The sequence below is a fragment of the Pseudoxanthomonas wuyuanensis genome, from assembly GCF_900215535.1.
In the GTDB taxonomy this organism is placed as follows: Bacteria; Pseudomonadota; Gammaproteobacteria; order Xanthomonadales; family Xanthomonadaceae; genus Pseudoxanthomonas_A; species Pseudoxanthomonas_A wuyuanensis.
In genome coordinates, this window is the sequence record NZ_OCND01000002.1 from 242893 (window position 1) to 256428 (window position 13536).

A 13536-nucleotide genomic window follows, 5' to 3' on the forward strand; every position below is an offset into this window, starting at 1 on the left:
CCTGTTTGCGCACCAAGGGCGCGCGGTGAAGGGAAACGCCTGCGCGGAATCAGCTGGCGGGATAGGGCCATCCGGCGCGTGCCTGCCGCAGCGCGTGCGCCCACCAGGCCAACTGGGCCAGCATGCCGGCGCCGGCCGCGGCGCTGGCTTCGGCGTCGTGCGGCAGTCCATTGTCGCCGAAGCGGTTCCAGGCCATCGGAAAGATGACCGAATCGCGCACCGTGACCGCATGCAGTTCGGAAAACACCTGCCGCAGCTGCTCGACCGCACGCAGGCCGCCGCTCCTGCCGCCGTAGGAAACGAACGCGACCGGCTTGGCCTGCCAATGGCCCTGCACCGAATCGATCACGAACTTCAACGCCGCCGGATAGCCGTGATTGTACTCCGGCGTCACCACCACGAATGCGTCGGCTCGCCAGATGCGTTGCTGCAGGTTGACCAGATCCGGAGTGCCATGGCGGCCGTGCCGGTCGGGAAGATCCAGCAGCGCCGGATCGATGCGATCCAGATCGAACTCGTCGCGGCGGGCGATCTGCGCCGCGGTCCAGTCGGCCACGATGTCGCAGAAGCGGCCTTCACGGGTGCTGCCATAGATCATCGCCAGTCGCAATTTGTCGTTCATGAAATCAGGGGTTGCCGGAATGGGAGCGGGCAGGTTAAAACCTCAACCAATCTTAAGGTCAAGCGAGGTGGCGATGGGCAAGGCCGCATGCACGGGAATGAAGATGGAGCTGACGGTGGGGGAAGTGGCGGCGCGCGCCGGGGTGGCGGTGTCGACGCTGCATTTCTACGAATCCAAGGGGCTGATCCACAGCTGGCGCAACGCCGGCAACCAGCGCCGCTACCCGCGCGAGGTATTGCGCCGGGTCGCCATCATCAAGGTGGCGCAGCGTACCGGCATCCCGCTGGCGGACATCCAGCAGGCGCTGTCGTCGTTGCCGGAGGCGCGTACGCCGACCGCGCAGGACTGGCAGAAGCTGTCCTCGCGCTGGCGCGCGGATCTGGACGAGCGCATCGCGCGCCTGACCCGCCTGCGCGACCAGATGGACGGCTGCATCGGCTGCGGCTGCCTGTCGCTGAAGAATTGTCCGTTGCGCAATCCGAAGGATGAGGTGGGGGAGCAGGGACCGGGGCCAAGGTTCTTGGAGCCGTAGCGAGTTGAAAAGCTTTCGCACCTTGAGGTGCGAAAGCTTTTGCTGTTGTTTTCCCCGTCGAGCGATAAAGATGTAAGGCCATCTTCAGTACGCCAGAGACTTAGCGATAGTTCTCAATCAGATCCGGAAAAAATAGATAAAAACCGTCGGAGAACCGAAGCTACAGAGCAATCTCCCTGCGCTCCAGCGAACTCTGAATGCCCATCTCAATCAACCCCATCACCTCCAACGCCTCCTGCGGCGTCACCGGTGGCGGCCGCCCATCCATGATCGCAGCGCGCATGCCCCGGTAATACTCGCGATAGTCGCCAGGCACGCTTGCCACCGACCCCGTCCGCAATGTGCCGCCCTCGTCGACGGTCAATTGGCCCGGCTGCGTATCCGTTCCCCAGCCGGGCTCACCGGGCATGCCGCCGGCGCGCAAGCGGTCCTCCTGCCCGTCCAGCCCGTGCTTGAGGTAGCTGCCGCGCGTGCCATGCACCGCAAAGCGCAGACCGCTGGCAGGCACCAGTGAACCGGCATGCAGCACCACCCGGCGGCGCGGGTAGCGCAGCAGCACGTTGAAGTAGTCGACCGTCTTGGCCGCCGCGCGCTGTTGCGCCAGGTCGGCGAAGATCGCCTGCGGCATGCCGAACAACTGCAGCGCCTGATCCAGCAGGTGCGGGCCCAGATCGAACCAGAGCCCGCCGCCCGGCTCGTCGCGCTCGCGCCAGCGGTCGGCCACCCGCGGCCGGAAACGATCGAAATGGGAGTGGAATTCGGCGACCTCGCCCAGCCGGCCACTGGCGATCAATTTCCGAACGGTCAGGAAGTCCGCATCCCAGCGGCGGTTCTGGAACACGCTCAGCACGCGTCCGGAACGCTCGGCATGGGCGAGCACGCTTTGCGCTTCCGCCAGCGTCACCGTGAACGGCTTGTCCACCACCACATGCTTGCCGTGCCGGAGCGCAGCTTCGGCCAGTGGCGCGTGCGCGCTGTTCGGCGCGGCAATGACGACCAGATCTACCGCCGGATCCGCGAATGCGGCATCGGCCTCGGCGACGATGCGAACCTGCGGAAAGGCGGCGGCCACCACGTCGGGTTGTCGCGATACGACCGTATGCAGGTTCAGGCCTTCGGTATGCGCGATCAGCGGGGCGTGAAAAACCTTGCCGACAAAGCCATAGCCGATCAGCGCCACCTGGAGAGTCTTCATTGCCGGGCCCATGCTCTTGCTGTGCCTGCATGATAGTCGGCGCAGGATGGGTTTTCATCCAACTGTGATGACGCTGAATCGCACAGTACGCAATACGGCAACTTAAAGCGTTCTTCACCGGTGTTGTACGCGCGCGCGCAGACACTGCCCGCGTGGTCCTACATTGAGGAGTACGCAAGCATGAAAAACTACCGCATGGTTTCGCGTCCGCTGTTGGTCGGCACGCTTTCCCTGGCGCTGTCGTTTGCCGCTGGCAACGCGCTGGCGAACCCGCCGGAGAGCGAAGAGGCCGGAAGCAAATCCGAACAACCGGTCAACGACACCTGGATCACCACCAAGGTCAAGGCCGATCTGTTGGCCACCGAGGACGTATCGGGCCTCGATATCAAGGTCGAAACCGTCAACGGCCAGGTCCATCTGTCCGGCAGCGTGAGCAGCCAGGCCCAGATCGACAAGGCGGTCGAAGTCGCCCGCGGTATCGATGGCGTTACCCGGGTCGATGCGTCGGCGCTCAGCGTCGCTTCGGCCGATTAATTGACCGCAAACCGTGAACGTGAAGCGGGCGCATCCAGTGGATGCGCCCGCTTCGTCGGTGCACTCGCCGGCGTCAGCCCTACCACTGGCGCGAATAGCGCAGCTGCAGGAAGTTCTCGCCCGGGTTGGGGCGTTCGATGCGGGCATTGGAGAAATGCTGGAAGCGCACCGCCCATTCATGCTGCCGTTGCTGTCCGAAGCGCTTGCCGACGGCAAGATGATCGCCGAACTGGAAAGTGGTGCTGAAGCGTTTCTTGCCATCGTCGTAGGTCGGGAAGATGACGTTGGCGCCGATTCCGCCTTCGATGAACCAACCCGGCTGCCAGGCTTGCGGATACAGGCGCAGCACCGGCGTCAGCCCAACCTGGGTGACATCGTGCGAACCGCGGCCATTGACCAGCCAGCGACCGACCGCGCCTTCCCAGTAGCCGGTGACCCGGCCCAGCCGGTACTGCTTCTGCCAGCGCCAGTCGCGGGTGGCGCCAACGGTCAGCGCCTGGTTGTTCTCGGAAACGCCGGCCTGCACGAACCATGCGCTGTAGCGCGAATCGTCGGTCTGCTGGGCGAAGGCAGGCACCGACGCGAAGGCCATCGCCAGCGGCATCAGCAGGCGCGCCAGGCGATGGCGACGAAACGACAGGGGAAGGCGAGCAGGACCGGCGTCCGGCCGGCTAACAGGGGCTGACAAAAACACTTGCATCACTCGGAGGGGAAAGGGGGAATCGGGCGCCGCTGCCGGATCGGGCAAACGGCGCATTATCGTTCATCGGTTCGGCTTGCGCACAAGCTCAGGGCTGAGCCGCCAGAGCCGGCACAACGTCCTGCTCGCCCCAGCCGCCCAGCGACTTGTAGATCGCCACTACGCCGATATTGACGCCGGCCTCGGCCTGCGCCAGCGCATCGTCGGCGGTCAGTTGCGAGCGTTGCGCGTCCAGCAGGGTCAGGAAGTCCGACGAGCCGGCACGATACCGGACTTCGGCCAGTTCCGCGGCGCGCGTTGCGGCAACGGATTGTTCCAGCCGGAGTTTCAGTTGTGCCTGCCGCTTGGCATAGGACAGCAGTGCGTTCTCGGTGTCCTCCAGTGCGCCCAGCACGGCTTTCTCGTACTGAGCCGCCTCGCCGTCGGCCTGCGCCTGGCTGGCACGCAAGCGTGCGCGCACGCTGCCGATGTCGAATGCGGCCCAGCTGATCGAGGGCGTCACCGACCAGGCGCGGTTGTCGCCATCGACCAGATTGCTCCAGCCGCCGGACAGGAAACCGATGAAGCCGCGCAGGCTGACCCGTGGAAACAGATCCGCGGTGGCCACGCCAACCCGGGCGGTGGCGGCGGCCAGTCTGCGCTCGGCCGCGCGCACGTCGGGGCGTTGCCGCAGCAGCTGGGTGGTGTCGCCGATCGGCAGGGCCTTGGCGAAGGCCGGCGCCTGCTGCGGCGCACTCAGCAGCGTGTCCAGTTCGCCCGGGCGCTTTCCGATCAGCACCGCCAGCCGGTGCCGCGATTGCGCTTCGGCCGCTTCCAGCAACGGCACTTCGGCTTCCACCGATTTTACCTGCGCCAGGCTGTTCTGCACGTCCAGCTGGCTGCCGGCGCCCAGATCGAAGCGCGATTCGGTCAGCCGCTGGGTTTCGCCCAGATTGACCAGCGTGCGGCGGGAAACGTCCAGCCGCTTCTGGGTGCCGCGCAACTCGAAATAATTGCGCGCCACTTCCGCGGCGACGGTGACTTGGGCGGCATGCAGATCGTTGCGTTGCGCCTGCAGGTCCGCGTACGCCGCCTCGGCCGAACGCCTGACCCGGCCGAACAGATCCAGTTCCCAGCCGGCGTCGAAGCCGGCGGTGTAGGTGTCGGTCTCGACGCGCCCGGCGCCTTCGACCGGCTGCTTGCTGCGGGTGCCTTCGACAGCGGCGGTGACATGCGGGGCCAGATCCAGCCGGCGTTCGCTGAACACCGCGCGCGCTTCGTTGACCCGCGCTACCGCAATGCGTACGTCGTGATTGGCCAACAGCGACTCGCGCACCAGTTGGTCCAGCACCGGGTCGTCGAACTGGCCCCACCAGTTGGCGATGGGGTGGCCCTGGTCGAATCCGGCTTCGGCAACGCTCTGCAGTTCGGCGGGTGCGGTTTCGGGTGCGGCGTAGTTCGGTCCCACCGTCATGCAGCCGGCCAGCAAGACCGTGGCGATAGCGGCTACCAGCGTGCGCATCACCATGGCAGCACCTGATCCAGATAGAAGAAACCGCCGGTAGGACCATCGTTGTCGATCAGCGCCAGCCTCACGCTGGTGCGGGCGCCGTCGGGCACGTCCAGCTCACCGCGCTGTTCGCCTTCGACATGGTTCATATCGGTTTTCACGTAGCCTGGATGGATGGTGTTGACCTTGATGCCGCTGTCCTTCAGCTCGTAGGCCAGTTGCACCGTCCATGCATTCACCGCGCTCTTGGACACGTTGTAGGCAGGCAGCTTGAAGTCGTAGATGAACGAAGACGGGTCGCTGTGCAATGCCACCGATCCCAGTGCGCTGGACACGTTGACGATGCGGCCGGCGGCGGACTTGCGCAGCAGCGGCAGGAACGCCTGGGTCACTGCGATCAGGCCGAACACGTTGGTGTCGAAGGTGGTGCGCCACGCTTGCAGCGACTGTTCGGACACCTGCCTGGACGGATCGTCGACCAGGATGCCGGCATTGTTGACCAGGATGTCGAGCCGGCCATGGCGCTGTTCGACCTCGCTGGCGGCCGCGGCGATGCTGGCCGGGTCGGTCACGTCCAGCGTGATCGCTTCCACCGGCAGGCCCTGGGCCTGCAGATCCAGCGCGGCTTGCACCGCCTTCTCGCGGTTGCGGCCGGCCAGCAGCGTGTGTACGCCGGCTTCGGCCAACTGGCGTACGGTTTCGCGGCCGATGCCGCGGGTGGCGCCGGTGACCAGCGCGATTTTTGAAGAACTGTTCATGGGTAACTCCTTGAGGGAAGAATCAAACGTGCGCGGTGGCCGATTCGGCCGCGGCATGCGGCGCCGGACCGTGCGATACCAGCGGCCGGTTGGCCAGCTTGCGCAGCGCAACGTAGAACACCGGGGTCAGGAACAGGCCGAACAGGGTGACGCCCAGCATGCCGGCGAACACCGTGATGCCGGTGACCGAGCGCACTTCGGCGCCAGCGCCGGTGGACAGCACCAGCGGCACGGTGCCGGCGATGAATGCCACCGAGGTCATGATGATCGGCCGCAGGCGCAGCCGGCAGGCTTCCAGCGCCGACTCGACGATGCTCTTGCCCTGCAGTTCCAGCTCGCGGGCGAACTCGACGATCAGGATCGCGTTCTTGCACGCCAGGCCCATCAGCACCACCAGGCCGACCTGCACGAACACGTTGTTGTCGCCGCCGGTGGCCCACACGCCCAGCAACGCCGACAGCAGCGTCATCGGCACGATCAGGATCACGGCCAGCGGCAGGGTCCAGCTTTCGTACAGCGCGGCCAGCACCAGGAAGGCCAGCAGCACCGCCAGCGGGAACACCACCAGCGCGGCCTTGCCCTGGGTGGCCTGCTGATAGCTCAGGTCGCTCCAGTCGATGCCCATGCCGGTGGGCAGGACCTGCTGGGCCAGTTCGGTCACCTTGGCCATCGCTTCGCCGGAGGACAGCACGCGCGGGTCGGCGTCGCCCAGCAGGTCGGCGGCCGGATAGCCGTTGAAGCGGATCACCGGGTCCGGACCGTAGGTCTGCTTGATGTTCACCATGCTGCCGATCGGCACCATCTCGCCGTTGGCGTTGCGGGTGCGCAGATTGGAGATGTCTTCGACATCGTCGCGGAACGAGGCGTCAGCCTGCGCGATCACCTGCCAGGTGCGGCCGAACATGTTGAAGTCGTTGACGTAGGCCGAGCCCAGGTAGGTCTGCAGCGTGTCGAACAGATCGGTCAGCGGCACGCCCTGCGCCTTGGCCTTCACCCGGTCGACCTCGGCATCCAGCTGCGGCACGTTGGCCTGGTAGCTGCTGATCGGATAACCCAGGCCAGGGGTCTGCGCTGCCGCGCCCTGGAACGCCTGCACCGCGTTCTGCAGTTCGCCATAGCCCAGGCGGGTGCGATCCTCGATGAACAGCGACCAGCCCGAACCGTTGCCCAGGCCCTGGATGGGCGGCGGCATGAAGGCGAAGGTGAAGCCTTCCTGGATGCTGGCGAACTTCTGGTTCAGTTCGGCGGTGATCTGCTCGGCGCTGTTCTTGCGTTCGTTGAACGGCTTGAGGGTGAAGAACACCACGCCGTTGTTGGGCGTGTTGGTGAACTGCAGAGGATTGAGGCCGGGGAACGCCACCTCGCTCTCCACGCCTTCGATCTCCTTGGCGATGGCGGCCATCTTCTTCAGCACCGCGTCGGTGCGTTCGATGGAAGCGCCTTCGGGCATCTTCACGCCAGCGATCAGGTACAGCTTGTCCTGCACCGGAATGAAACCGGCTGGCACCGCCTGGAACATCACGCCAGCGCCCAGCAGCAGCGCCGCGTAGACCGCGAACACCGCACCGCGACGGCCCAGCGCGCGCGACACCGCGCCTTCATAGCGCTCGGAGCTGCGCTTGAAGAAGCGGTTGAACGGACGGAACAGCCAGCCGAACAGGCGGTCGATGATGCGCGCAGGGCGGTCCTTCGGCGCGTCGTGCGGCTTCAGCAGCTTGGCCGCCAACGCTGGCGACAGGGTCAGCGAGTTGATCGCCGAGATCACCGTGGAGATGGCGATGGTCACCGCGAACTGCTGGTAGAACTGGCCGGTGACGCCGGTCAGGAAGGCCATCGGCACGAACACCGCGCACAGCACCAGCGCGATGGCGATGATCGGGCCGGAGACTTCCTTCATCGCCAGGTGCGCGGCCTCCAGTGGCGTGGCGCCGTGTTCGATATGGCGTTCGACGTTCTCCACCACCACGATGGCGTCGTCCACCACGATGCCGATGGCCAGCACCAGGCCGAACAGCGTCAGCGTGTTGATCGAATAGCCAAGCAGGTACAGCACGGCGAACGTGCCCACCACCGACACCGGTACCGCCAGCAGCGGAATGATCGAGGCGCGCCAGGTCTGCAGGAACAGGATCACCACCAGCACCACCAGCAGGGTCGCTTCCAGCAGCGTGGTGATCACCGCCTTGATGGAGTCGCGAACGAAGATGGTGGTGTCGTAGATGGAGACGATGTCCACGCCTGGCGGCAGCGTCTTGCGGATGTCGTCCATCTTGGCCACCACCGCGTCGCGGATTTCCAGCGCATTGGCGCCGGGCGCCTGGAAGATGCCGATGGCCGAGGCGTTCTGGCCGTCCAGCCGTGCGCGCAGCGTGTAGTCGCCAGCGGCCAGTTCGATACGGGCCACGTCGGCCAGCCGCACGATCTCGCCGTCGTTGCCGCTCTTGAGCACGATGTCGCCGAACTCCTGCACGGTCTCCAGGCGGCCCTTGGCGTTGATCGGCAGCAGGAAGTCGCTGCCGTTGGGCATCGGCTCGGCACCCAGTTGGCCGGCCGAGACCTGCACGTTCTGTTCGCGCACGGCGCGCAGCACGTCGCTGGCGGTCAGATCGCGCGCGGCCACCTTGTCCGGATCCAGCCACAGGCGCATGGCGTAGTCGCCGCCGCCGAACTGCTGCGCATCGCCCACGCCGGGGATGCGCGCAAGCTCGTCCTTGACGTGCAGGCGCATGTAGTTGCGCAGATACAGCGAGTCGTACTTGCCGTCCTTCGATATCAGGTGCACGACCATCAGGAACACCGGCGACTGCTTCTGCGTGGTCACGCCCTGCCGGCGCACGTCCTCGGGCAGGCGCGCCTGCGCCTGCGCCACGCGGTTCTGCACGCGCACGGCCGCTTCATCCGGGTCGGTGCCGGGACGGAAGGTCACGGTCAGCTGCAGCACGCCGTCGGAGCCGGCGACGGACTTGACGTACATCATGTCCTCCACGCCGTTGATCGCTTCTTCCAGCGGCGTGGCCACCGTTTCGGAAATGACCTTGGGATTGGCGCCCGGGTACACCGTGCGCACCACCACCGATGGCGGCACCACATCAGGGTACTCGCCGATCGGCAGTATCGGGATGGCGATCAGGCCGGCGGCGAAGATCACGATCGACAACACCGCGGCGAAGATCGGCCGATCGATGAAGAATCTGGAAAAGTCCATGGGGGGTTCCTGAAAAGTTGAAAGTAAACGCTTCTAGACCTGCCCCTGAGCAGGCAGGGGCAGGGTCTGCCCCGTAGTCGATACGGGGCTGGGAGAGGGTTGGGTCGGCGCCATCAAACCTGCGCATGGCGCGCGGCCCTGCCCGGGCCTTCCCTGCCTTGGCAGGGGAGGGGCGCTACTTCATCGTTACCTTGGGTGCGGGCTCGGTTCCGCCCATCGCCACCGCCTTGGCGTCGACCGGCATGCCGGGGAAGAAGATCTTCTGCACGCCGCTCACCACCACGCGATCGCCGGACTTCAGGCCGTGCTGGACGATGCGCAGGCCGTCGGCGGTGCGGCCCAGGGTCACGTCGCGGCGTTGCGCCTGGCCCTTGTCGTCGACCACGTAGACGTACTTGCGGTCCTGATCGGTCAGCACCGCCTTGTCGTCGATCAGCACGGCATTGAACTGGCCGCTGCCGAGCAGCCGCACGCGCGCGTACAGACCGGGAGTGAAGCGGCGCTCACTGTTGTCCAGCAGGGCGCGTGCGCGGATGGTGCCGGTGCTGCGATCGACCTGGTTGTCCAGGAAGTCGACAAGGCCCTGGTGCGGAAAGCCGTTCTCGCTGACCAGGCCCACCTGCACCGGCACCTTGCCGTCGCGCTCGTTGGGGCGTTCGCCGTTGCGCGTCATTTCCGCATAACGCAGGAAGCTGCGCTCGTCGGCGTCGAAATGCACATGCACCTTGTCCAGCGACACCAGCGTGGTCAGCACGCTGGCGGCGTCGCCGGCGCTGACCAGATTGCCGGCGGTGACCAGTGCGCGGCCGGCGCGGCCGTCGATGGGCGCGCGCACCCGGGTCCATTCCAGGTTCAGGCGCGCTGCGTTCACCGCGGCCTGCGCTGCGGCCACGTTGGCGCCGCCCTGGTCGGCGGCGGCGCGGCGCTGTTCGTACTCCTCGGTGGAAATGGCCTGCAGCTCGGACAGCTTCTTGGCGCGGGCAGCCTCGCTGCGGCCCAGTTCGGCCTGGGTGCGCGCGCGCGCCAGTTCCGCCTGCGCGCGCGCCAGTTCGGTGCGATAGCTGCTGTCGTCGATGGTGAACAGAACGTCTCCTTTCTTCACCTCCTGGCCTTCGACGTAGTTGACCTTGTCGATGTAGCCGGACACGCGCGGACGCAGCTGCACGGTTTCGACCGCTTCCACGCGGCCGCTGAACTCGTCCCACTGGCTGATTTCCTTGATCAGCACCGGTGCGACGCTGACTTCCGGCGCGGGCGGATGGCCGCCCTCGCTGGCCTGGCCGCTGCAGCCGCTGATGACGGCGATGGCCAACGCGCTGAAAGCGGCTAAAGCGAGAATCCGCGGCGTGCGCGGCGCAAAAGATCTGGACAGGTTCATCGGAGGCATCTCGTAGTGGGGAAGGGGAGGGGTTGCAAAAACTGGCTGCGAAGTCTGGGACCTTAAGTAAACTTCAGGTCAAGCGGCGGATGCATCGTCGCCCGAGCGGCTACCCGTGCGCGCTTGCCGGCGTGTAGTCGGAAAACAGCGTGCTGAGCGGGGGCTGAGCGCGGGCCGCGTTGTATCTGACGATTGGCTTGGGCGCTTCGTGACAGCTCAGCAGCGACACCGCGCAGCGGCCGACCGCCAGCGCGCTGGGCCATTCGGCGCAGGCATTGCATGCGTTGGCCGGCGTGCTGATCGGATGATCCACCGACAGCATCTGCACGCGCACGCCCAACGCCTGCGCTTCTTCGTGCAGCACCTGCGCCAGCATCCGCAGCGCCGATGCGGCGACCGAGGCATGGCCGTAGCCGGCCCATCCGCGTTCGGCATGCGGTCCGCCGATCAGTATGTAGTGCGCGGTCTCGTTGGATTCGGCCAGCAGCGGCAGCAGATGGCGGGCGGCGGCCAGGTGTGGAATCAGGTCCCGCTCCAGTTTGTCGCTGAGCAGGCGGCTGGGACGGTCCAGCAGGCGCCCGCTTTCCGGCGCGCTGCCGAGACTGGCGAACACCGCGCGCAGCGGCCGCTTGCGCTTGCGCAAGGTGGCGACCAGCGCAGCGGCATCGCGATCGTCCTGGATGCAGCCGGAGGTCATCAACGACAGCGCAGGCTCTTCGGCAAAATGCTGGGCCAACGCCTGCATGCGCGGACCGTCGCGGCCCAGCGCCAGCACCGGGCTGCCGGCTTCCAGCAATGCGCCGACCACGCCAAAGCCGACCGTGCCGCTGGCGCCGAGCACCAGCGATTCGGGATGGAGGATGCCGCCGCTCATCGCTGCCGGCCCCGCTTTGATTGCAGGCCATCGAACGCAGCGATGCGGCCGGCCGCCTTGGTGCGCAGCCGCAATGCGCCACCGCCCTGCAGGCGGCGCGGTGCGGTGAACTCGCGAAATCCCAACGATGGCAACGGGCGCGCAGGCGGCACGAAGCGGATCTCGGTTGTTTCGGTTGCCGTAGTGCCGCGCCACATCCGCGACAGCGCCCGCCACCAGCGCCAGCCGGCCGCACGGCCGGTGGCTGTCGGATTCTGCAGCTGGGATGGGAGGGCGGCGATCGACACGGCGGTTCCTTCGATGGCGTTGCCGGGCGGGATACCGGCGATGGAGGAAAGTCTGCGTGCGTGACCGGCCGATGCGATATCCGGATCCTGCTTGGCTATTGCACAATCCTGTTCGGCATCGCCATCGCCGGGTTGGCCCAGCGCCAACGCAAGACCGCGGCCGGAGCCGGTGGGGCCAATGCCGGCATCGGTATTCGCAGCGGCTTGAGGAATTGCCCAGCTTGACCGGAAGACGTGCCGCAGCAGCGTCCTCAGCGCCTGGATTGCCCGATTCCCCGCCTTGTCGCTGGCGGCGCTGTCAGTGCGCGCACCAGCATGCCGGTGCACACGGGGAGACAGCGGGTTGCGAACCGGGGCGACGCCGGTGCGGGTGGCCATCAATATCCCATTCATGGGACTTTTACTCCCGGTGGCGGGATAATCCCGAAAAGCGCCGGGTAAGCGAAACCCACCGGCTCTTGCCACGGCGCGCCGCCGGCCTGGCTGCGACGGGAGGGGGAGGGATCCCGCGCAGTCAGGTCCGGCCGGCGTTCCGACGAGGAGAGGCACAAAGAAACCGCCGAATCGGCTGAGGATTCTGCGCGGGCAAAGCGGCGATAGAATGACGACAGCGGCATGGGGGAGACGGGCCAGCAATGACAGGCCGCTACGTTATGCCCAAAACTGGGACTTGATTAGTCCGGATTTAGGGGAATAATAATCCCGCTGGCGGTCCAATTCGGTCCGCCCCTGTCGGAGTACCCCGATGAGCCACGATCTCAACGACACCCTGATCTTCGTCAAGGTGGTCGAGCAGGGCAGCTTCATTGGCGCAGCCAACGCGCTGGGCCTTCCCAAGACCACGGTCAGCCGCAAGGTGCAGGAGCTGGAAGCGCGGCTGGGCGCGCAGCTGTTGCACCGGACCACGCGCCGGCTGGGCCTGACCGAGGCCGGTGCGGTCTACCACGAACACTGCCAGCGCATCGCGCGCGAGCTGGAAGAGGCCGAAAGCGCGGTCGGCCAGTTGCAGGGCGGCCCGCGCGGATGGTTGCGTTTCACCGTACCGTATTCGGCGGGGATTTCGTGGGTGGCGCCGCTGCTGGGCGAATTCCATCGCGTGCACCCGGAGGTGCGGGTGGAAATGGTGCTGACCAGCGACAAGGTGGACCTGATCGGCGATGGCGTGGATCTGGCGCTGCATCTGGGGTCGCTGTCGGATTCGGCGCTGGTCGCGCGCAAGCTGGCCACCTTCCGCACCCAGATCTTCGCCAGTCCCGAGTACATCGAGCGTCACGGCGAACCGCTGCATCCGGACGATCTGCAGCATCACCGCACGCTGGTGGTCAGCAATACCCGCCATAACGGCCGCGCCAGCTGGCAGCTGTGCAACGGCAAGGAGCACGGCGAATTCGCCGTGCATCCGATCATGGTTGCCAATGATCCGTCGGTGCTGGTCGGCGGCCTGCTGTGCGGGGAAGGGCTGATGCTGGCCAGCGATGTGACCATCAAGCCGTTCATGGAAAGCGGCGTGGTCCGCCGCGTGCTGGGCGGCTGGGTCGGCCCGGACCTGGAATTCAACGCGGTGTTCCCGGGCGGGCGCATGCTGTCGCCGAAGGTGCGCGCGTTCGTGGATTTCCTGGTCGAGAAGCTCAACTTCGACGTCGACTACATGATGTCGCGCTGCCCGGCGATGCTGGCGCAGGAAGCGCAGAAGAAGATAGAAGCCGAAGCGGCGGTCGCGGCCGGACAGAAGATCCTGGCCGATGCGCTGTCGTGAGTGCGATGTGGGGTTAAAAAAAGCGACCACCGGCTTTTTTTTGGTTCTTCTTCCAAGTGCGGGAACGTCTACGTGGAAGTTGGTGGCCCGAGCATTGCGGGACACGCCGTAAATACGTCCATGTAGGCTCTTACGCGGCATCCATGCCGCGTACGGTCCCGCAACGCTCGGGCCACCAGCTTCTGGACAGGCGGCCAGTGCTCAGG

At 66.2% G+C, this 13536-nt stretch carries 12 protein-coding genes; 3 read left to right on the plus strand and 9 right to left on the minus strand.

All coding sequences use genetic code 11. The features are described 5' to 3' along the window. Positions 1-49: 49 nt before the first annotated feature. Positions 50-622, minus strand: coding sequence for an NADPH-dependent FMN reductase (locus tag CRO39_RS06125; RefSeq protein ID WP_097120992.1), 573 nt, complete (start codon positions 620-622; stop codon positions 50-52). A 97-nt stretch (positions 623-719) separates the two neighbouring features. Here CRO39_RS06125 and soxR point away from each other — a divergent pair, with 97 nt between their 5' ends. After that, a complete protein-coding gene (soxR, locus tag CRO39_RS06130) occupies positions 720-1154 on the plus strand; it encodes a redox-sensitive transcriptional activator SoxR (protein ID WP_202926236.1) in 435 nt (144 codons plus the stop codon). 160 nt (positions 1155-1314) lie between these two features. Here soxR and CRO39_RS06135 read toward each other — a convergent pair whose 3' ends face one another. Continuing rightward, positions 1315-2349, minus strand: a complete 1035-nt coding sequence (locus CRO39_RS06135; protein ID WP_097121311.1) for an oxidoreductase — start codon at positions 2347-2349, stop codon at positions 1315-1317. 180 nt (positions 2350-2529) lie between these two features. On the opposite strand from CRO39_RS06135, the gene CRO39_RS06140 reads away from it, so the two are divergent. Further along, a complete protein-coding gene (locus CRO39_RS06140; RefSeq protein WP_097120994.1) occupies positions 2530-2883 on the plus strand; it encodes a BON domain-containing protein in 354 nt (117 codons plus the stop codon). Positions 2884-2962: 79 nt separating this feature from the next. Here the strand turns inward: CRO39_RS06140 and CRO39_RS06145 are convergent, their stop codons facing one another. From CRO39_RS06145 to CRO39_RS06175, 7 genes are all read right to left on the minus strand, one after another. Continuing rightward, entirely contained in the window at positions 2963-3571 is a 609-nt protein-coding gene (locus CRO39_RS06145; protein ID WP_217991838.1) for an acyloxyacyl hydrolase, read from the minus strand. Between the two features lie 100 nt (positions 3572-3671). Next, positions 3672-5090 (minus strand): efflux transporter outer membrane subunit, encoded by a 1419-nt coding sequence (locus CRO39_RS06150; RefSeq protein WP_097120996.1) that lies wholly within the window; start codon positions 5088-5090, stop codon positions 3672-3674. Next, positions 5084-5830 carry an SDR family oxidoreductase gene (locus CRO39_RS06155; RefSeq protein WP_097120997.1) on the minus strand — a complete coding sequence of 249 codons (747 nt, stop codon included), beginning with the start codon at positions 5828-5830 and terminating at the stop codon, positions 5084-5086. Before CRO39_RS06155 ends, CRO39_RS06150 begins: the two co-directional genes overlap by 7 nt. A 22-nt stretch (positions 5831-5852) precedes the next feature. After that, a complete protein-coding gene (locus tag CRO39_RS06160) occupies positions 5853-9035 on the minus strand; it encodes an efflux RND transporter permease subunit (protein WP_097120998.1) in 3183 nt (1060 codons plus the stop codon). Between the two features lie 175 nt (positions 9036-9210). Further along, positions 9211-10413 (minus strand): efflux RND transporter periplasmic adaptor subunit, encoded by a 1203-nt coding sequence (locus tag CRO39_RS06165; protein WP_097120999.1) that lies wholly within the window; start codon positions 10411-10413, stop codon positions 9211-9213. A 109-nt stretch (positions 10414-10522) separates the two neighbouring features. Continuing rightward, positions 10523-11287 (minus strand): SDR family oxidoreductase, encoded by a 765-nt coding sequence (locus CRO39_RS06170; protein ID WP_097121000.1) that lies wholly within the window; start codon positions 11285-11287, stop codon positions 10523-10525. After that, positions 11284-11967 carry a hypothetical protein gene (locus tag CRO39_RS06175; protein WP_141400736.1) on the minus strand — a complete coding sequence of 228 codons (684 nt, stop codon included), beginning with the start codon at positions 11965-11967 and terminating at the stop codon, positions 11284-11286. The genes CRO39_RS06170 and CRO39_RS06175 overlap by 4 nt, the downstream gene beginning before the upstream one ends. Positions 11968-12319: 352 nt before the next feature. Here CRO39_RS06175 and CRO39_RS06180 point away from each other — a divergent pair, with 352 nt between their 5' ends. Continuing rightward, a complete protein-coding gene (locus tag CRO39_RS06180) occupies positions 12320-13330 on the plus strand; it encodes a LysR family transcriptional regulator (RefSeq protein WP_097121002.1) in 1011 nt (336 codons plus the stop codon). The last annotated feature ends 206 nt before the right edge of the window (positions 13331-13536 follow it).